The sequence below is a fragment of the Geodermatophilus obscurus DSM 43160 genome (assembly GCF_000025345.1).
GTDB lineage: Bacteria > Actinomycetota > Actinomycetes > Mycobacteriales > Geodermatophilaceae > Geodermatophilus > Geodermatophilus obscurus.
On the sequence record NC_013757.1, the window covers coordinates 4135243 to 4154892 of the forward strand.

Consider the following 19650-nt stretch of genomic DNA (forward strand, 5'->3'; position numbering starts at 1 on the left):
TACGCGGCTGGTCGGGTGGCGTTCGGTCAGACCTCGAGAACGGTCGGGATGATCATGGGACGGCGGCGGTAGGTGTCGGACACCCACTTGCCGATCGTCCGGCGGATCACCTGCGAGAGCCGGTGCGGGTCGGTGACCCCGTCGGCCAGCGTGCGCCGCAGGCTCTCCTCGACCAGCTGCAGCGCCGGGTCGAAGACGGAGGGGTCGTCGGCGAAGCCGCGGGCGGAGAGGTGCACCGGCCGGACGATCGTCCCGGTCGAGGGCTCGATGACGACGGTGAGCGCGACGAACCCCTCGTCGCCGAGGATCCGCCGCTCCTGCAGCGACTCCTCCCCCACGTCGCCGACGTTGAGGCCGTCGACGTAGACGTCGCCGACCGGTACCGACCCGACGATCGTCGCCTTGCCGTCGACCAGGTCGACGACGACGCCGTTCTCGGCGAGCAGGACCCGGTCGGCGGCCATGCCGGTCTCCTCGGCCAGCGCTGCGTGCGCCCGCAGGTGACGCCACTCGCCGTGCACCGGCATGAGGTGTCGCGGCTTGGCGACGTTGAGCAGCGTGCGCAGCTCGCCCGCCGGGGCGTGCCCGGAGACGTGCACCCGCGCGGTCTCCTTGTGCACGACGGTGGCGCCGAGCCGGGCCAGCCCGTTGATGACCTTGTAGACGGCGGTCTCGTTGCCGGGGACCAGGGAGGAGGCCAGCACGATCGTGTCGCCGGCCTCGATGGTCACCTGGTGGTGCTCGCCGCGGGCCATCCGCCCCAGCGCCGACAGCGGCTCGCCCTGCGACCCGGTGCTGACGAGCACGACCTGCTCCGGGGGCATGCTGGTGGCCTCGTCCAGGCTCACCATGAGGCCCGGCGCGACGCGCAGCAGCCCCAGGTCGCGGGCCACGCCCATGTTGCGGACCATCGAGCGGCCGACGAACGCGACCTTGCGGCCGTGCACGTGGGCGGCGTCGAGCACCTGCTGGATGCGGTGCACGTGGCTGGCGAAGCTGGAGACGATCAGCCGCTGGGTGGCCCGCCGGAAAACGTCCTCCAGGACCGGTCCGATGGAGCGCTCGGGAGTGACGAAGCCGGGGATCTCGGCGTTGGTCGAGTCGGCCAGCAACAGGTCGATGCCCTCGAGTCCCAGCCGGGCGAAGGCGCCCAGATCGGTGAGGACGCCGTCCAGCGGCAGCTGGTCCATCTTGAAGTCGCCGGTGTGCACCAGGACCCCGGCCGGCGTGTGCACGGCGACGGCCAGCGCGTCGGGGATCGAGTGGTTGACCGAGATGAACTCGCAGTGGAACGGGCCCGCGAGGTGGTCGTCGCCGGCGGCCACCTCGACCAGCACCGGGTCCAGCCGGTGCTCGCGCAGCTTGGCCTTGACCAGCGCGAGGGTGAACCGGGAGCCGACCAGCGGGATGTCGCCGCGCATGCGCAGCAGGTAGGGGATCGCGCCGATGTGGTCCTCGTGCCCGTGGGTGAGGACGACGGCGACGACGTCGTCGAGCCGGTGCTCGATGATGCCGAAGTCGGGGAGGATCAGGTCGACGCCCGGCTGCTCGGCCTCCGGGAACAGCACGCCGCAGTCGATGACGAGCAGCTTGCCGTCGAACTCGAGGACGGCCATGTTGCGGCCGATCTCGCCGAGCCCGCCGAGCGCCATGACCCGCAGGCCACCCTCGGGCAGCGCGGGCGGTGCCTGCAGGTCCAGGTGCGGCTGGGTGGTCGAGGTGGTCACGAGGTCGCGCTCACAGGTGGATGCCTCCGTCGGCGAGGTCGGCGCGCAGCTGCGCCAGTTGTTCGGGGGTGGCGTCGACCAGCGGCGGGCGCACCGGCCCGGCGGGCAGGCCCAGCTCGCGCAGGGCCGCCTTGGTCAGGATGACGCCCTGGGTGCGGAAGACGCCGGTGTAGAGCGGCAGCATGCTCTCGTTGACCGCGCGGGCCTTCACCAGGTCGCCGGACTCGACGGCGGCGACCAGCTCGGCCAGCCGCGGGCCCGCGAGGTGCCCGACGACGCTCACGACGCCCACGCCGCCGACCGCCAGCAGCGGCAGGTTGAGCATGTCCTCGCCGCTGTAGTAGGCCAGGTCGGTGCGGGCGAGGGTGTGCATGACCGCGCCGAGGTCGCCCTTGGCGTCCTTGACCGCGACGATGCGCGGGTGCTCGGCCAGCCGGGCGAGGGTGTCCACCTCGATGGGGACGACCGAGCGCGGCGGGATGTCGTACAGCATCACCGGCAGGTCGGTGGCGTCGGCGACGGCGGTGAAGTGCCTCAGCAGGCCGGCCTGCGGGGGCTTGTTGTAGTACGGGGTCACGACGAGCAGGCCGTGCGCGCCCACCTGCTCGGCCCGGCGCGCGTTCTCGATGGTGTGCGCGGTGTCGTTGGTGCCGACGCCCGCGACGACGGTCGCGCGGTCACCGACGGCGTCGAGCACCGCCTCGAGGACGGCTCGCTGCTCACCGGCGCTCAGGGTGGGCGCCTCGCCGGTGGTGCCGAGCACGACCAGGCCGTCGTGCGCCTGCCGGTCGACCAGGTGGGCGGCCAGCTCCTGGGCCCCTGCGAGGTCGATCGAGCCGTCCTCGGCGAAGGGGGTCACCATCGCCGTGAGCACACGCCCGAAGGGCCGGGCGGGGTCACTGGTCATACCGAGAATCTACCGACCCGTCCCGGCCGACACGTCGGCGTCGGTCGCTGCGCGCGTGTACCCCGACACCGCGTACCGCAGGCCGGTGGTGGACGCCGACCAGCCCGACGCCGGGGTGCGCGACACCCGCGCCCATTCCGCGCCCAGCTGCGGGGCCCAGGTGTCGCCCTCGACGTCGGTGTCGACGTCGGTGACGACCACCCGGTCGGCGTGCGGGAGGAACGCGGCGTAGACCCGGCCACCGCCGATGACCCAGAGGTCCCCGTCGTCCGTGCGCGCCAGCACGTCCTCGACCCCGTCCACCCGCTCGGCGCCGTCGGCGGCCCACGACCGGTCGGTGGTGAGGACGACGTTGCGCCGTCCGGGCAGCGGGCGGAACCGCTCGGGCAGCGACTCCCAGGTGCGCCGGCCCATGACGACCGTGCTGCCCGTGGTGAGCTCGCGGAACAGGCGGAGGTCCTCGGGCAGGTGCCAGGGCAGCCGGCCGTCGGCCCCGATCACCCCGCCGCGGGCCTGCGCCCAGACCAGCCCGACGGCCACGCGGCTCAGACCGCCACCGCGGCGCGGATCGCGGGGTGGTGCCGGTAGTCGCGCAGCGTGAAGTGCTCGTAGGTGTAGTCGAACAGCGAGGGCGCCGGGGCCAGGTCGAGGGTCGGGAAGGGCAGCACCTCGCGGGAGAGCTGCTCGCGGACCTGGTCGACGTGGTTGCTGTAGACGTGGCAGTCGCCACCGACCCAGATGCAGTCGCCGGGGGCCAGGCCCACCTGAGCGGCGACCATGCGGGTGAGCAGCGCGTAGCTGGCGATGTTGAACGGCACGCCGAGGAACATGTCGGCGCTGCGCTGGTAGAGCTGGCAGGAGAGCCGCCCGTCGGCGACGTGGAACTGGAACAGCGCGTGGCACGGCGCGAGCGCCATGTCCGGCAGCGCCGCGACGTTCCAGGCCGAGACGACCATGCGCCGGGAGTCCGGGTCGGTGCGCAGCGTCTCCAGGACGCCCGCGATCTGGTCGACGTGCTCGCCGCCGGGCGTGGGCCAGGACCGCCACTGGACGCCGTAGACCGGGCCGAGCTCGCCCTCCGGCGAGGCCCACTCGTCCCAGATGCTGACCCGGTTCTCCTGCAGCCACCGCACGTTGCTGTCACCGCGGAGGAACCACAGCAGCTCGTAGGCGATCGACCGGAAGTGCACCGACTTCGTGGTGATCAGCGGGAACCGCTCGGCGAGGTCGTAGCGCAGCCGCTCGCCGAACAGGCTCACCGTGCCGGTGCCCGTCCGGTCCTGCTTGGGTGTGCCCTGCTCCAGCACCCGGCGGAGCAGGTCCTCGTACTGGGTGTCGATCGGGCCGTCGGTCGCGCTTGCCACGGACCCGAGCCTACGGGCGGACGCCGACACGGGGCCGCGACACCGGTCACCTGCCCATCGCTCCTGCCCCACCGGCCAGACTCGTCACCGTGGAGTGGTGGGGCGTGCTCGCAGCGGTCGTCGGCGGGCTGCTGCTGCTCTGGGGCGTCCTGCTCCTGCTCCTGTGGCGGACGCGCCCCCCGGACCTCACCGTGCGCGAGGCGCTGCGGCTGCTGCCGGACCTGGTGCGCCTGGTGCGCCGGCTGGCCGCGGACCGGTCCCTGCCCCGGGGCGTACGGGTGCGGCTGTGGCTGCTGCTGGTCTACCTGCTCTCGCCGGTGGACCTGGTGCCCGACGTCGTCCCGGTCCTCGGCTACGCCGACGACGTCGTCGTCGTCGCCCTGGCACTCCGCTCGGTGGTGCGGGCGGCCGGGGCGCCGGCGGTGCAGCGCGCCTGGCCGGGCGGGCCCGCGGGCCTCGCCGTCGTCCAGCGCCTGGCCGGCCTGGGCAGGGACTGAGTCCGCTCAGCCCACGACGGCGGCGAGCTCGGCAGCCAGGTCACCGCGCTCGCCCGCGACGACGGCACCCAGCTGCATCCAGCCGGCCATGAGCGCCAGCTCCTCGGCGAGGGCAGCGGTCACCTGGGCACGGTCCACGCCCTCCTCGGCGAACGCCGACTGGATCCGCAGCACCCCGGCATGCCGGTCGGCCTTGAGGTCCACCCGCGCCACCAGCCGGTCGTCGAGCAAGAACGGCAGGACGTAGTAGCCGTGCACCCGCTGGGCCGCCGGGGTGTAGATCTCCAGCCGGTACCGGAAGCCGAAGATGCGTTCCACCCGCGGCCGCTCCCAGACCAGGGAGTCGAAGGGGCTCACCAGCGCCCGTGCCCGCACCCAGCGGGGACGGCGTGCCTCGGGGTGCAGCCACGCCGGCGCACCCCAGCCGGTCACCTGGACGGGGACGAGCTCGCCCGCGTCGGCCAGCTCGGCGATCGCCGCCCGCGCGGCCGGTGGACGCAGCCGGAAGTAGTCGCGCAGGTCGCGCTCGGTGGCCACGCCCAGGGCACGCGAGGCGGTGCGCACCAGCTCGCGGACGGCGTCGGCCGGCTCCGGGGTGGGAGCCTGGAGCACGGCTGCGGGCAACACCCGCTCGGTGAGGTCGTAGACGCGTTCGAAGCCCGCCGTCCGGCCTCGGGTGGTGACGACGCCGGTGTAGAAGAGCCACTCGAGGGCGACCTTGCCGGCGTGCCAGTTCCACATGCTCCCGGGCCGGTCCGGTCGCGGCTCGGCGAGGTCGCTGGCCTTGAGCGGACCGGTCTCCCGCACCCGCTCGAGGACCTCGGTGACGAATCCCGGACGCTCGCGCCGGATCCGGACCATCGAGCTCCAGGCGTGCTCCTCGGCCGCCGCCATCCGCCAGCGCAGATGTGGGTGCAGCCGGACGGGGAGCAGCGAGGCCTCGTGCGCCCAGTACTCGAACAGCTCCCTGTGGCGGTCGGCGAGGTCGTCGAGCGTCTCGCGCGGATAGGGGCCGAGGCGGCTGAAGGCTGGCAGGTAGTGGGCGCGGGACAGCACGTTGACCGAGTCGATCTGCAGCACCGCCAGCCGGGACGTCATCCGGCGCAGCTGCCGCCCGTCGACGGCGCCCGCGGGCCGGGGGTCGGCGAAGCCCTGCGCGGCCAGGGCGATGCGGCGGGCCAGCGCGGCCGGCAGCCGGTCGGCAACGGGTGCTCCCACAGCGGCCGATCCTGCCCGGGACCCCTGACGACTCCGGCAGACACCCCATCGCGGCCTACGCTGCCTGGCGTGCAGCCGACCTCGCCGTTCCCCCGCCGGTCGGGGACCGCGGAGGCGTCGGTCCGCCCGGCGCGGCACTCCGACGCCCCCGCGGTCGCCCGCGTGCAGGCCGTCACCTGGCGGACGGCCTACCGCACCGTGCTGCCGTCCGAGGTCCTCGACGACTGGGACGAGGCCGCGGCAGCCGACGCCTGGCGGGCCGCGGTCACCGCACCGCCCACCCCCGGGCACCGCGTCCTCGTGGCCGTGGAGCGGGACGTGGTGGTCGGCTTCGCCGCCTCCGGCCCGGCAGAGCTGGCCGCGGACGAGCCCCCGCACCCCGCGGGTCCCAGCAGCGAGGTAGCCACCCTGCTGGTCGAGCCCCGCTGGGGGCGGCGCGGGCACGGCAGCCGGCTGCTCGCCGCCGTCACCGACCTGGCCCGGGCCGACGGGACGGCGCGGCTGCAGGTGTGGCTGCCGGAGCAGGACGCGGTGTCCGCGGGCTTCTTCGAGTCGGCGGGCTGGGCGCGCGACGGCTGGACCCGGACGCTGGACACCGGGGGGACGCCGCTCCGCGAGGTCCGCTGGCACACCCTGCTGCAGGAGACGGACGGGAGTCGATGACCTTCGAGGGGTTCCCCGACGAGGGGCTGGTCTTCTACGAGGGCCTGGAGGCCGACAACAGCAAGACCTACTGGACCCGCAGTCGTCAGGCGTACGACGCATCCGTGCGGGCGCCGATGCAGGCACTCTGCGACGAGCTGGCCGGCGAGTTCGGCACCGCGAAGCTCTTCCGCCCCTACCGGGACGTCCGCTTCAGCAACGACAAGACGCCGTACAAGACCCACCAGGGTGCGGTCGTGAACCCCGACGGTCGGGGCGCGGGCGCCTGGTACGTGCAGGTGTCCGCCGACGGGCTGATGGTCACCGGTGGGTGCTGGCGTCTGGAATCCGACCAGGTGGCCCCGCTACCGCCGCGCCGTCGCGGACGACGTGCAGGGCCCGCGGCTGCGCGCCGAGGTCGACCGTCTCGCCGGTGCCGGCTGGACCATCGACGGCGAGCGGCTGGCCCGGGTACCGGCCGGCTTCGACCGGGACGGCGACCGCGTCGACCTGCTCCGGCACAGGTCGTTGCACGCGACCCGCCGCTGGAAACCGGCCGACTGGCTGCACGACCGCCGTGCGCTCGACGAGGTCCGGAAGGCCTGGCGGGACCTGAACGCGCTCAATGCGTGGCTGGCGGACAACGTCGGGGCGACGAACCGCGAGCCGCGCACCCGCCGCTGAACCGCCACCGGACAGGACGCCCTCAAGCGCACCGCACCCACTGACCCCGTTGGTCACCAGACGTGCATGAAGGGCCCTCACCGGGAGGTGAGGGCCCTTCATGGAGTGGTTGTCCGGCGGTGTCCTACTCTCCCACCCCGTCTCCAGGGCAGTACCATCGGCGCTGAGAGGCTTAGCTTCCGGGTTCGGAATGGGACCGGGCGTTTCCCTCTCGCCATGACCGCCGTAACACTGTGAACGAGACAAACCAGGCGTGTTCCCCGGTTGGTGCGTTCAGAACCGCACAGTGGACGCGTTGGATGTCACGCATTGCTCTTCGACCGCATTCCCGCACACGCGTGTGGGGGTGGTGGTGGTCGTGTGGTCAAGCCCTCGGCCTGTTAGTACCGGTCAGCTCCACACCTCGCGGTGCTTCCACCTCCGGCCTATCAACCCGCTGGTCTGGGCGGGGGCCTTACCCCATTGACTGGGTGAGAGACCTCATCTTGAAGCGAGCTTCCCGCTTAGATGCTTTCAGCGGTTATCCCTGCCGAACGTAGCCAACCAGCAGTGCACCTGGCGGTACAACTGGCACACCAGAGGTTCGTCCGTCCCGGTCCTCTCGTACTAGGGACAGCTCTTCGCAAGTCTCTTACGCGCGCGGCGGATAGGGACCGAACTGTCTCACGACGTTCTAAACCCAGCTCGCGTACCGCTTTAATGGGCGAACAGCCCAACCCTTGGGACCTACTCCAGCCCCAGGATGCGACGAGCCGACATCGAGGTGCCAAACCATCCCGTCGATATGGACTCTTGGGGAAGATCAGCCTGTTATCCCCGGGGTACCTTTTATCCGTTGAGCGACACCGCTTCCACATGCCGGTGCCGGGTCACTAGTCCCAGCTTTCGCTCCTGCTCGACCCGTCGGTCTCACAGTCAAGCTCCCTTGTGCACTTGCACTCGACACCTGATTGCCAACCAGGCTGAGGGAACCTTTGGGCGCCTCCGTTACATTTTGGGAGGCAACCGCCCCAGTTAAACTACCCACCTGACACTGTTCCTGATCCGGATCACGGACCGAGGTTAGACATCCAATTCGACCAGAGTGGTATTTCAACGGCGACTCCACGAACACTGGCGTGCTCGCTTCACAGTCTCCCACCTATCCTACACAAGCCGAACCGAACACCAATATCAAGCTGTAGTGAAGGTCCCGGGGTCTTTCCGTCCTGCCGCGCGTAACGAGCATCTTTACTCGTAGTGCAATTTCGCCGAGCCTGTGGTTGAGACAGCTGAGAAGTCGTTACGCCATTCGTGCAGGTCGGAACTTACCCGACAAGGAATTTCGCTACCTTAGGATGGTTATAGTTACCACCGCCGTTTACTGGCGCTTGAGTTCTGAGCTTCGCACACCCGAAGGCGCACTAACCCGTCCCCTTAACGTTCCAGCACCGGGCAGGCGTCAGTCCGTATACATCGTCTTACGACTTCGCACGGACCTGTGTTTTTAGTAAACAGTCGCTTCTCACTGGTCTCTGCGACCCCCCTCCGCTGCCCCAGGCACGCTGGTTGACGGGAAGGGGTCCCCCTTCTCCCGAAGTTACGGGGGCATTTTGCCGAGTTCCTTAACCACAGTTCGCTCGATCGCCTCGGTATTCTCTACCTGACCACCTGAGTTGGTTTGGGGTACGGGCCGCTCGGAACTCGCTAGAGGCTTTTCTCGGCAGCATAGGATCATCCCATTCACCGCAATCGGCTATGCGTCAGGCCTCACCCTGAATGCGCCACGGATTTGCCTATGGCGCGGGCCACACCCTTGCACCGGTACTACCACTCACCGGTAGGACTACCTTCCTGCGTCACCCCATCGCTTGCCTACTACCAGTCCGGATCCCGCGCTAGTCCCCGCATCCGATCCTCGAAAGAACCAGACCGCGGGTGTTCGGGCGGTTAGCATCGCTGGGTTCAGCATGGGCGTTCCTTCGCGGGTACGGGAATATCAACCCGTTGTCCATCGACTACGCCTGTCGGCCTCGCCTTAGGTCCCGACTCACCCTGGGCGGATTAGCCTGGCCCAGGAACCCTTGGTCTTCCGGCGGGGGAGGTTCTCACTCCCCTCTCGCTACTCATGCCTGCATTCTCACTCGCGTGGCGTCCACGGCTGGATTCCTCCGCCGCTTCACCCGCCACACGACGCTCCCCTACCCACCCCAGCCCCTGGCCGGCGCCTCGAAAGGCGACGACGGGGACGTGCTGGAGTGCCACGGCTTCGGCGGTGTGCTTGAGCCCCGCTACATTGTCGGCGCGGAACCACTTGACCAGTGAGCTATTACGCACTCTTTCAAGGATGGCTGCTTCTAAGCCAACCTCCTGGTTGTCTCTGCGATCCCACATCCTTTTCCACTTAGCACACGCTTAGGGGCCTTAGCCGATGATCTGGGCTGTTTCCCTCTCGACTACGAACCTTATCGCCCGCAGTCTCACTGCCGCGCTCTCACTTACCGGCATTCGGAGTTTGGTTGACGTCAGTAACCTTGTGGGGCCCATCAGCCATCCAGTGCTCTACCTCCGGCAAGAAACACGCGACGCTGCACCTAAATGCATTTCGGGGAGAACCAGCTATCACCGAGTTTGATTGGCCTTTCACCCCTACCCACAGCTCATCCCCCAGGTTTTCAACCCTGGTGGGTTCGGTCCTCCACGCGGTCTTACCCGCGCTTCAACCTGGCCATGGGTAGATCACTCGGCTTCGGGTCTAGAGCACGCGACTGACTCGCCCTGTTCGGACTCGCTTTCGCTACGGCTACCCCCCACGGGTTAACCTCGCCACGTACCACTAACTCGCAGGCTCATTCTTCAAAAGGCACGCAATCACCGTCACCCGAAGGTGATCAGGCTCTCACGGCTTGTAGGCACACGGTTTCAGGTACTATTTCACTCCCCTCCCGGGGTACTTTTCACCTTTCCCTCACGGTACTCGTCCGCTATCGGTCACCAGGGAGTATTCAGGCTTAGCGGGTGGTCCCGCCAGATTCACACCGAATTCCACGGGCTCGGTGCTACTTGGGAAACACGTTCGGGAGGTGCAGCGTTTTCGTGTACGGGGCTCTCACCCTCTACGGCGACCCCTTCCAGAGGCCTTCCACTAACGACAGCACTTTCTCACTCCCCGCAGGTGCGGCAGCACCTGCAGAACGGTCCCACGACCCCGCTCCCACAACCCCTGCCGGGTATCACATGGAAACGGTTTAGCCTCATCCGCTTTCGCTCGCCACTACTCACGGAATCACGGTTGTTTTCTCTTCCTGTGGGTACTGAGATGTTTCACTTCCCCACGTTCCCTCCACACGCCCTATGTGTTCAGGCGCGGGTCACACCACATGACTGGTGCGGGGTTCCCCCATTCGGACATCCTCGGATCAACGCTCGGTTGGCAGCTCCCCGAGGCTTATCGCAGCCTCCTACGTCCTTCATCGGCTCCTGGTGCCCAGGCATCCACCGTGTGCCCTTAACAACTTGGCCACACAACTACAACAAACCCCACGCCCAACACCTGCCACGCACCGCCTCCCCGGAAGGGAAAGACACCACGTGACCGGCGCTCGCGCGCGGGCCTGCAATCAAAGAAGATGCTCGCGTCCACTGTGCAGTTCTCAACGACCAACCGGCCACCATCCGGCACCCGCCCCGCCAAACCCCACCGACCCCATCCCCGCACAGGGGAGGAGACGGCGGGTGGTACGAGGACCCGGACGGCCCCGACCGAGACAACCACCCCCCACCGGCGAACGATTCCCGTCCACCCCGGGGGGCCCGCTCCCTCAGGACCCAACAGCGTGCCTACCACCGGTCATCCCCGCCGCCACCCCGTTCCCCACGAGCCCCCGAAAGGACCCGCCGTACTAGAAGCGGCAGCCAGGCTGCCGGCCGAACTGGTCAGCGTTCCACCCTCGAGCACTGCCCCGAACACCCGCGGCCCCCCACAGGCGGGAAACCATCACGGTCCGAGCGCAGCTCTGGACCACCACACGCATGTGGCGGCCAGTGCTCCTTAGAAAGGAGGTGATCCAGCCGCACCTTCCGGTACGGCTACCTTGTTACGACTTCGTCCCAATCGCCGATCCCGCCTTCGACGGCTCCCTCCCACAAGGGGTTGGGCCACCGGCTTCGGGCGTTACCGACTTTCGTGACGTGACGGGCGGTGTGTACAAGGCCCGGGAACGTATTCACCGCAGCGTTGCTGATCTGCGATTACTAGCGACTCCAACTTCATGGGGTCGAGTTGCAGACCCCAATCCGAACTGAGACCGGCTTTTTGGGATTCGCTCCACCTTGCGGTATCGCAGCCCTTTGTACCGGCCATTGTAGCATGTTTGCAGCCCTAGACATAAGGGGCATGATGATTTGACGTCATCCCCACCTTCCTCCGAGTTGACCCCGGCAGTCTCCCATGAGTCCCCACCATCACGTGCTGGCAACATGGAACGAGGGTTGCGCTCGTTGCGGGACTTAACCCAACATCTCACGACACGAGCTGACGACAACCATGCACCACCTGTGCACGGCCCTTACGGACCCCGCATCTCTGCGAGATTTCCGTGCATGTCAAGCCTAGGTAAGGTTCTTCGCGTTGCATCGAATTAAGCAACATGCTCCGCCGCTTGTGCGGGCCCCCGTCAATTCCTTTGAGTTTTAGCCTTGCGGCCGTACTCCCCAGGCGGGGCGCTTAATGCGTTAGCTGCGGCACGGAGACCGTGGAATGGCCCCCACACCTAGCGCCCAACGTTTACGGCGTGGACTACCAGGGTATCTAATCCTGTTCGCTCCCCACGCTTTCGCTCCTCAGCGTCAGTTGTTGCCCAGAGACCCGCCTTCGCCACCGGTGTTCCTCCTGATATCTGCGCATTTCACCGCTACACCAGGAATTCCAGTCTCCCCTGCAACACTCAAGTCGGCCCGTATCGACTGCAGGCCCGGAGTTGAGCTCCGGGTTTTCACAGCCGACGCGACCAACCGCCTACGAGCTCTTTACGCCCAATAATTCCGGACAACGCTTGCACCCTACGTATTACCGCGGCTGCTGGCACGTAGTTGGCCGGTGCTTCTTCTGCAGGTACCGTCACCTCACGGCTTCGTCCCTGCTGAAAGAGGTTTACAACCCGAAGGCCGTCATCCCCCACGCGGCGTCGCTGCGTCAGGCTTCCGCCCATTGCGCAATATTCCCCACTGCTGCCTCCCGTAGGAGTCTGGGCCGTGTCTCAGTCCCAGTGTGGCCGGTCACCCTCTCAGGCCGGCTACCCGTCGTCGCCTTGGTAGGCCACTACCCCACCAACAAGCTGATAGGCCGCGGGCCCATCCCCAGCCGGAAACCCTTTCCACCACCAGACCATGCGGCCAGCGGTCACATCCGGTATTAGCCCCAATTTCTTGGAGTTATCCCAGAGCCGGGGGCAGGTTGCCCACGTGTTACTCACCCGTTCGCCACTGATCCCCCACCGAAGCAGGTTCACCGTTCGACTTGCATGTGTTAAGCACGCCGCCAGCGTTCGTCCTGAGCCAGGATCAAACTCTCCGTAGATGCTTGAACCAGGCCGAGAACCGAGAACTGGACGCTCTCGATATCCATCAACCCAAAGAAACCCACAAAAAGGGGTTTGTTACTTGGCACTGACTTTCGGCACGCTGTTGAGTTCTCAAGGAGCGGACGCGCAGCGACTGGACCCTCTCGGGCTTCGTCTCTGGCGGCTTGTCCCACTGTACGCCGTCTTCGGAGTCCTGCACCCGGGGGGTGCTCCTCCGCGACCCTCCCGGGCCCGTCCGGCGCGAAGAGAACCATACACGACTTCCGGCGTCCGTGCGCAAGCCCGGGGAGGGCGTCCCCCGTCACACCCGGCCGCGGCCCGAGCCCGCGCTGGACCGGCGGGGGTCTGGAGGTCGGGCGGCCCTGCTGCAACGGGCCAGCGGACCCGTCCAGGGCGCCGCCGCGAGGCTGCGGGCGGTGGGGAGGACGGGGTCCTCCTCCGAGACGTGGGGCGGAGGGTGGTTCCTCCTCAGAGGCCGAGGAAGCTCTCGATCCCCACCGTGAGGCCCGGGCGCCGAGCGATCTCCCGCACGGCGAGGAGGACCCCGGGCATGAAGGACGCGCGGTCGTAGGAGTCGTGCCGGAGGGTCAGGGTCTCCCCCGCCGCGCCCATGAGCACCTCCTGGTGCGCGACCAGGCCGGTCAGCCGGACGGCGTGCACCGGCACGCCCTCGACGTCGGCACCGCGCGCGCCGGGCAGGGAGTCGGTGGTGGCGTCCGGCGAGGGCGGGAGTCCCGCCGCCCGCCGGGCGGCGGCGACCAGGCGCGCGGTCCGGACCGCCGTGCCCGACGGGGCATCGACCTTGTTCGGGTGGTGCAGCTCGACGATCTCCGTCGAGGGGAAGAAGCGCGCCGCCTCCTGGGCGAACCTCATGAGCAGCACGGCACCGATGCCGAAGTTGGGGGCGATGACGACGCCCACCTCGGGCTTGGGCCGGAGCCACTCGGCCACGGTGGCGAGCTTCTCCTCGTCGAACCCGGTCGTCCCGACGACGCAGTGGATGTTGTTGTCGATGCAAAACCGGACGTTGTCCATGACGACGTCCGGCCGGGTGAAGTCGACGACCACCTGGGCGCCGGCGTTCGCGACGTCGAACAGCCAGTCCCCCGCATCGACCATCGCGACGAGCTCGAGGTCGTCGGCTGCGTTGACGGCCTTGACCACCTCGGTGCCCATCCGCCCGCGGGCGCCCAGGACGCCGACGGGGACGAGCGGGGTCTCCCCGGGGGGAGCGGTGGACCCGTGCTGGTCGGGCGCGGCGGAGCTCGTGGTCACGCGGTCAGGTTTCCCGGCACCGGCCCGCGATGCAAGGCAGCCCCGCGGGTCAGGCGCGGGTGCGCGCTCCGGCCCACGCCCACGCGAGCAGGCCGGCCAGGACGCCCACGACGTCGGCGACCCAGTCGGCCACGGACGCCGACCGCTCCAGCGCCGAGAGCCCCTGGACGACCTCGCTCACCGCGGCGTAGACGACCAGGCTCCCGGCGAGGACAGCGGCCCGGACGCCGGCCCACCTCCCGCTCGCCGCGAGGGCGGCGAACAGCAGCAGGTGCACCAGCTTGTCCACCCCCGGCGGCGACGAGGGGACGTCGTCCGCGGGGGCGAAGAGGACTGCCAGCGACACCAGGACGGCCACGGCGAACGCGCCGCGCGAGAGCGCGCCGTGGACGGCGAGGGCGGGGTGCGCGCGGGCCATCAGAGGCGGTCGAGCTCGGACTCGCGGTAGGGGCCGACCACGGCCAGGCAGGTGTCGCGGGCGAGCAGGTCGGCCGCGACCGCGCGCACCTGCTCCTCTTCGACGCCGTCCAGCCGGGCGAGCACCTCGCGCACCGGCAGGTACTCGCCGTAGGACAGCTCGCTCTTGCCCAGGCGGCTCATCCGGGAGCCGGTGTCCTCGAGGCCGAGGACCAGCCCGCCCTTGAGCTGGCCGCGGCCGCGCGCCACCTCCTCGGAGGTGAGCCCGTCGGCGGCGACGCGGGCGAGCTCCTCGCGCACCAGGCGCAGCACCTCGGGCACCCGCTTGGGCGAGCACCCCGCGTAGACGGAGAACGACCCCGTCCCGGCGTAGTGCGACAGCGCGGAGCCCACGCTGTAGACCAGCCCCCGCTTCTCCCGGATCTCCTGGAACAGCCGCGAGCTCATGCCCCCGCCGACCGCGGTCTCCATGACGGCCGCCGCGTACCGCCGCTCGTCGAGCCGGCCGAGGCCGACCGAGCCCAGCAGCACGTGGGTCTGCTCGGTGCGCCGCCGGACGAGGCCCGTCGGGCGGGCGGGCGAGGTCGCCGCGCCCTCCTCGCCCCGCCGCAGCGCCGCCGGACGTCCCGGACCGGACAGCCGGTCGCCGAACGCGGCGGTGACCAGGTCCAGCACCTGCTGGTGCTCGACCCGGCCCGCGGCGGTGACGACGATCGAGGGGACGGTGTAACGCCGGCGGTACCAGCCGTCGACGTCCTCCCGGGTCAGGCCCTCGATGGACTCGACGGTGCCGAGCACCGACCGGCCCAGCGCGGTGCCGCCGAACAGCGTCTCGGCGAACAGGTCGTGGACGAGGTCGGAGGGCTCGTCGTCGCGCATGGCGATCTCCTCGAGCACCACCGTCCGCTCGCTCTCCAGGTCCGCGGCCGTGTTGAGCGCGTCGGTGACCAGGTCGCCGAGCAGGGTGACGGCCAGCGGCAGGTCGCTGGCGAGCACGTTCGCGTAGTAGCAGGTGTGCTCCTTGGCGGTGAAGGCGTTCATCTCACCGCCGACGGCGTCCATGGCCGTCGCGATCTCCAGCGCGCTGCGACTGCCGGTCCCCTTGAACAGCAGGTGCTCCAGGAAGTGCGAGGAGCCGGCGACCGCGTCGGTCTCGTCCCGCGAGCCGACGCCGACCCAGATGCCGACGGTCGCCGACAGCACCCCGGGCATCGTCTCGGTGAGCACCCGCAGGCCCCCGGGCAGCTCGGTGCGCTCGACCCGGCCGCCGACCTCGTCGACGTCCAGGACCAGCGTCTCCCCCACACCGGCCGGGGCCGGGACGGGCGCGGTGGCACCCGTCCCGGCCCCGGTCGGAGCCTGCCGCGTGGACGTGTTCACGCCTCCGCGGGCGCGGCGTCGGCCGCCGGGGCGGCGTCGCCGGCCGGGGCGGCGTCAGCGGCGCCGTCCCCCTCGGCCGCCACCGGCACGAGGCTGATCTTGCCGCGGGCGTCGATGTCGGTGATCTCGACCTGCAGCTTGTCGCCGACGTTGACGACGTCCTCGACCTTGCCGATCCGCTTGCCGCCACCCAGCTTGCTGATGTGCACCAGGCCGTCCTTGCCCGGGAGCAGGGAGACGAAGGCGCCGAACGGCGTGGTCTTGACGACCGTGCCGAGGAAGCGCTCGCCGACCTTGGGCATCTGCGGGTTGGCGATGGCGTTGATCCGGTCCACCGCCGCCTGGGCCGAGGGGCCGTCGGAGGCGCCGACGTAGATCGTGCCGTCGTCCTCGATGGTGATGTCGGCGCCGGTCTCGTCCTGGATCGCGTTGATCATCTGCCCCTTGGGGCCGATGACCGCGCCGATCTTGTCGACCGGGATGCGCACCGTGGTGACCCGCGGCGCGTACGGGCTCATCTCGTCGGGGGCGTCGATGGCCTCGTTCATCACGTCGAGGATGTGCAGCCTGGCCGCGCGGGCCTGGGTCAGCGCCTGGGCCAGCACGTCGGACGGGATGCCGTCGAGCTTGGTGTCCAGCTGCAGCGCGGTGACGAAGTCCCGCGTGCCGGCGACCTTGAAGTCCATGTCACCGAAGGCGTCCTCGGCACCGAGGATGTCGGTCAGTGCGACGTACTCGGTCTTGCCGTCGACCTCGTCGGAGACCAGGCCCATGGCGATGCCGGCGACCGGGGCGCGCAGCGGCACACCGGCGTTGAGCAGCGCCAGGGTCGAGGCGCAGACCGAGCCCATGGACGTCGAGCCGTTGGAGCCCAGCGCCTCGGACACCTGCCGGATCGCGTAGGGGAACTCCTCGCGGTCGGGCAGCACCGGGAGCAGTGCCCGCTCGGCCAGCGCGCCGTGGCCGATCTCGCGGCGCTTGGGCGAGCCGACGCGGCCGGTCTCACCGGTGGAGTACGGCGGGAAGTTGTAATTGTGCATGTAGCGCTTGCGGTTGACCGGCGACAGCGTGTCCAGCTGCTGCTCCATGCGGAGCATGTTCAGCGTGGTGACGCCCAGGATCTGGGTCTCGCCGCGCTCGAACAGCGCCGAGCCGTGCACCCGCGGGAGGACCTCGACCTCGGCCGAGAGCGGGCGGATGTCGGTGAGACCACGGCCGTCGATGCGCACCTTGTCCCGCAGGATGCGCTGCCGGACGACCTTCTTGGTCAGCGCGCGGAAGGCGGCGGAGACCTCCTTCTCGCGGCCCTCGAACCGGCCCGCGAGCGCCGCGACGGTCCCGTCCTTGAGCTCGTCCGTGGCGTCGTTGCGCTCCTGCTTGCCGGCGATGGCCTGGACCTCGGCCAGCCGGGCGCCGGCGTGCGACTCCACCGCGGCGTAGACGTCGTCCTGGTAGTCCAGGAAGCGCGGGAAGTCCGCGACCGGCTTGGCGGCCTTCTCGGCCAGCGCCGACTGCGCCTCGCACAGCGCCTTGATGAAGGGCTTCGCGGCCTCGAGGCCCTGCGCGACGACCTCCTCGGTCGGCGCGGTGGCGCCACCGGCGACCAGCTCGATCGTCTTCTCGGTGGCCTCGGCCTCGACCATCATGATCGCGACGTCGCCGTCCGGGAGGACGCGGCCTGCCACGACCATGTCGAAGACGGCGTCCTCGAGCTCTGCGTGGGTCGGGAAGCCCACCCACTGGCCGTTGACCAGCGCGACGCGGGTGCCGCCGACCGGGCCGGAGAACGGCAGGCCGGAGAGCTGGGTCGACGCCGAGGCGCCGTTGATGGCCAGCACGTCGTAGAGGTGGTCGGGGTCCAGCGACAGGACGGTGATGACCACCTGGACCTCGTTGCGCAGGCCCTTGGCGAAGGTCGGGCGCAGCGGGCGGTCGATCAGCCGGCAGGTGAGGATCGCGTCCTCGGAGGGACGGCCCTCGCGGCGGAAGAACGAGCCGGGGATGCGCCCGGCGGCGTACATGCGCTCCTCGACGTCCACGGTCAGCGGGAAGAAGTCGAAGTGCTCCTTGGGCTGGCGGCCGGCCGTGGTGGCCGACAGCAGCATGGTGTCGCCCATGGTGACGACGACGGAGCCGGCGGCCTGCTTGGCGAGCCGGCCGGTCTCGAAGGTGATGGTGCGGCTGCCGAAGCTGCCGTTGTCGATGACCGCGGTGGCGGTGGTGACCCCGTCCTCGGGGTCGAACTCCGCAGCAGCGGTGCTGTGCTGGGTGGTGGGTGCGGACACGCTGTCCTCTTCCTACGTCGCATGCGGCGACGTCCTCTTCGTGGCCTCGCGCCCGGCTGCGCCCGGGTGACCGGTCTTCGATCGAAGCCCACGGGAGTCGTTCCCCTCGCGCGGAGGGGCGTGCCCGGGGGCCACTACCGAGGACCGACCAGCGTCGGGCCTCCGGCGTGAGGCCTGGGTCCCGTGCGACGGGTGCCGCACGAGAGAGGGGACCGTCCCGGGCGGGACGGTCCCCTCTGGCTCACCGGCGCAGGCCGAGCCGCTCGATGAGCGACCGGTACCGGCTGATGTCGGTCTTGGCCAGGTAGTTCAGCAGCCGGCGACGACGACCGACCAGCAGGAGCAGCCCCCGCCGGCTGTGGTGGTCGTGCTTGTGCTGCTTGAGGTGCTCGGTCAGGTCGCTGATCCGGCGGGTCAGCATCGCGACCTGCACCTCGGGCGAACCGGTGTCCTTCTCGACCGTCGCGTACTCGGTCATGATCTGCTGCTTCGTCGCGCTGTCGAGCGCCATGGTTCCCCTCCGGGGCAGGTCACGTGTGGCCCCCGGTCTCTCTCACGGGGGCAGGCTGCACACAGGTCGGGTCCACCGACCGCCGATCAGACTACCAGCGAGGGGAGGGGCGCCATCCGTGACAGCCGGACCCCAGGGGACGCCGGACGGGAACGTGGTCGGCCTCCCGGCCGGGACGCCTCCCCCGCTCGTCACGACGGCTGCCGGTCGACCCCCATGACCTCGCGGGTCCGGGCGACGTCGCGGTCCATCTGGGCGACCAGGTCCTCGACGCCGGAGAACGCGGCCATCGGGCGCAGCCGCTGCACGAACTCCACGCCGACGTGCTCGCCGTAGAGGTCGCCGTCGAAGTCGAGCAGGTACGCCTCGACGGTGCGCCGGGTGCCCTGGAACGTGGGGTTGGTGCCGACCGAGATCGCCGCCGGCGAGGTGCTCACGCTGGCGCCGGTGCGTGGGTCGAGGATGACCAGCCCGCCGGCGTAGACGCCGTCGGCCGGGATCGCGGTGAACGGCGGGGACTCCACGTTCGCGGTCGGGTAGCCCAGCTCCCGGCCGCGCCGGTCCCCGCGGACGACGACGCCCTCGATGCGGTGCGGCCGGCCCAGCGCCCGTGCTGCCGAGACCATGTCCCCGGCGGCGACGCAGGCCCGGACGTAGGTCGAGGAGATGGTGATCTCCCCGTCGGCCGAGGAGTCCCCGGCCAGCGGGACCGGCTCCACGGTGAACCCGAACCGGCGGCCCTCCTGGGCGAGCGTCGTGACCGTGCCCGCCGCGCGGTGGCCGTAGCTGAAGTTCTCCCCCACCACCACCGAGGCGGCGTGCAGGTGCTCGACGAGCACGGTGTGGGTGAATGTCTCCGGGGACAGCCGCATGAACTCCGGCGTGAACGGCAGCACGCACATCTCGTCGACGCCGAGCCCGGCGACCAGCTCGGCCTTGCGGTCCAGCGAGGTCAGGATCGCCGGGTGCGAGCCCGGGCGCACCACCTCGGAGGGGTGCGGGTCGAAGGTGAGCAGCAGGCACGGCCGGTCCAGCGCGCGGGCGCGCGCCACGGCCGTGCCGATCAGCTGCTGGTGCCCCCGGTGGACGCCGTCGTACATGCCGACGGTGACCACCGTGCGTCCCAGGTCCCCGGGGGTCGCCTCCAGCCCCCGCCACCGGCGCACGTCGACGCGTCCGGGC

Annotated in this window: 14 protein-coding genes, 3 rRNA genes and 1 pseudogene; 4 read left to right on the plus strand and 14 right to left on the minus strand. The window is 69.9% G+C overall.

The features are described 5' to 3' along the window. Nucleotides 1-26: 26 nt before the first annotated feature. From GOBS_RS19210 to GOBS_RS19225, 4 genes are read right to left on the minus strand one after another with little or no spacing between them, the layout of a single operon-like run. Nucleotides 27-1727, minus strand: a complete 1701-nt coding sequence (locus GOBS_RS19210) for a ribonuclease J (RefSeq protein WP_012949936.1) — start codon at nucleotides 1725-1727, stop codon at nucleotides 27-29. A gap of 10 nt (nucleotides 1728-1737) precedes the next feature. Next, complete coding sequence (dapA, locus tag GOBS_RS19215) at nucleotides 1738-2634, minus strand: 4-hydroxy-tetrahydrodipicolinate synthase (protein ID WP_012949937.1); 897 nt, start codon at nucleotides 2632-2634, stop codon at nucleotides 1738-1740. Nucleotides 2635-2643: 9 nt separating this feature from the next. Beyond that, nucleotides 2644-3174, minus strand: coding sequence for a dihydrofolate reductase (locus GOBS_RS19220; RefSeq protein ID WP_012949938.1), 531 nt, complete (start codon nucleotides 3172-3174; stop codon nucleotides 2644-2646). A 5-nt stretch (nucleotides 3175-3179) separates the two neighbouring features. Then, nucleotides 3180-3998 (minus strand): thymidylate synthase, encoded by an 819-nt coding sequence (locus GOBS_RS19225; RefSeq protein ID WP_012949939.1) that lies wholly within the window; start codon nucleotides 3996-3998, stop codon nucleotides 3180-3182. A gap of 89 nt (nucleotides 3999-4087) precedes the next feature. Between GOBS_RS19225 and GOBS_RS19230 the strand changes: the two genes are divergently transcribed. Further along, nucleotides 4088-4495: a DUF1232 domain-containing protein gene (locus GOBS_RS19230; RefSeq protein ID WP_041241588.1), complete on the plus strand. Its 408-nt coding sequence runs from the start codon at nucleotides 4088-4090 to the stop codon at nucleotides 4493-4495. Between the two features lie 6 nt (nucleotides 4496-4501). Here GOBS_RS19230 and GOBS_RS19235 read toward each other — a convergent pair whose 3' ends face one another. Beyond that, nucleotides 4502-5713, minus strand: a complete 1212-nt coding sequence (locus GOBS_RS19235) for a winged helix-turn-helix domain-containing protein (RefSeq protein ID WP_012949941.1) — start codon at nucleotides 5711-5713, stop codon at nucleotides 4502-4504. A gap of 69 nt (nucleotides 5714-5782) precedes the next feature. Between GOBS_RS19235 and GOBS_RS19240 the strand changes: the two genes are divergently transcribed. The 3 genes and pseudogenes from GOBS_RS19240 to GOBS_RS29400 all read left to right on the plus strand — a co-directional run bounded on the left by GOBS_RS19240 (nucleotide 5783) and on the right by GOBS_RS29400 (nucleotide 7039). Further along, entirely contained in the window at nucleotides 5783-6376 is a 594-nt protein-coding gene (locus tag GOBS_RS19240) for a GNAT family N-acetyltransferase (protein ID WP_012949942.1), read from the plus strand. After that, nucleotides 6373-6615, plus strand: a pseudogene (locus GOBS_RS29395) (DUF2461 family protein); the annotation flags it as partial. The gene GOBS_RS19240 and the pseudogene GOBS_RS29395, both read left to right, overlap by 4 nt. 67 nt (nucleotides 6616-6682) lie before the next feature. Next, nucleotides 6683-7039: a DUF2461 family protein gene (locus GOBS_RS29400; RefSeq protein ID WP_279432620.1), complete on the plus strand. Its 357-nt coding sequence runs from the start codon at nucleotides 6683-6685 to the stop codon at nucleotides 7037-7039. 111 nt (nucleotides 7040-7150) lie between these two features. On the opposite strand, the gene rrf is transcribed toward GOBS_RS29400, so the two are convergent. From rrf to GOBS_RS19290, 9 genes are all read right to left on the minus strand, one after another. After that, nucleotides 7151-7267: ribosomal RNA gene (gene rrf, locus GOBS_RS19250) — 5S ribosomal RNA — on the minus strand. A 132-nt stretch (nucleotides 7268-7399) separates the two neighbouring features. After that, nucleotides 7400-10540: ribosomal RNA gene (locus GOBS_RS19255) — 23S ribosomal RNA — on the minus strand. Nucleotides 10541-11073: 533 nt separating this feature from the next. Beyond that, a 16S ribosomal RNA gene (locus GOBS_RS19260) occupies nucleotides 11074-12596 on the minus strand. Together the 16S, 23S and 5S rRNA genes form the textbook arrangement of a ribosomal RNA operon. A 472-nt stretch (nucleotides 12597-13068) precedes the next feature. Beyond that, nucleotides 13069-13875 (minus strand): 4-hydroxy-tetrahydrodipicolinate reductase, encoded by an 807-nt coding sequence (gene dapB / locus GOBS_RS19265; RefSeq protein ID WP_012949943.1) that lies wholly within the window; start codon nucleotides 13873-13875, stop codon nucleotides 13069-13071. A 49-nt stretch (nucleotides 13876-13924) separates the two neighbouring features. Continuing rightward, on the minus strand, nucleotides 13925-14293 hold the full coding sequence (locus GOBS_RS19270; RefSeq protein ID WP_012949944.1) for a VanZ family protein: 369 nt from the start codon (nucleotides 14291-14293) through the stop codon (nucleotides 13925-13927). After that, nucleotides 14293-15672: a M16 family metallopeptidase gene (locus GOBS_RS19275; RefSeq protein WP_012949945.1), complete on the minus strand. Its 1380-nt coding sequence runs from the start codon at nucleotides 15670-15672 to the stop codon at nucleotides 14293-14295. The genes GOBS_RS19270 and GOBS_RS19275 overlap by 1 nt, the downstream gene beginning before the upstream one ends. Continuing rightward, a complete protein-coding gene (locus GOBS_RS19280) occupies nucleotides 15669-17957 on the minus strand; it encodes a polyribonucleotide nucleotidyltransferase (protein ID WP_012949946.1) in 2289 nt (762 codons plus the stop codon). The genes GOBS_RS19275 and GOBS_RS19280 overlap by 4 nt, the downstream gene beginning before the upstream one ends. Nucleotides 17958-18198: 241 nt before the next feature. After that, nucleotides 18199-18468, minus strand: a complete 270-nt coding sequence (gene rpsO / locus GOBS_RS19285; protein ID WP_012949947.1) for a 30S ribosomal protein S15 — start codon at nucleotides 18466-18468, stop codon at nucleotides 18199-18201. A 191-nt stretch (nucleotides 18469-18659) separates the two neighbouring features. Then, entirely contained in the window at nucleotides 18660-19634 is a 975-nt protein-coding gene (locus tag GOBS_RS19290; protein WP_012949948.1) for a bifunctional riboflavin kinase/FAD synthetase, read from the minus strand. Nucleotides 19635-19650 lie beyond the last annotated feature (16 nt).

Excerpts from the sequence above, each read along its gene's own strand:
- dapA (WP_012949937.1), bottom strand. The coding sequence starts at position 2,634 with ATGACCAGTGACCCCGCCCGGCCCTTCGGGCGTGTGCTCACGGCGATG.
- GOBS_RS19270 (WP_012949944.1), bottom strand. The coding sequence starts at position 14,293 with ATGGCCCGCGCGCACCCCGCCCTCGCCGTCCACGGCGCGCTCTCGCGC.
- rpsO (WP_012949947.1), bottom strand. The coding sequence starts at position 18,468 with ATGGCGCTCGACAGCGCGACGAAGCAGCAGATCATGACCGAGTACGCG.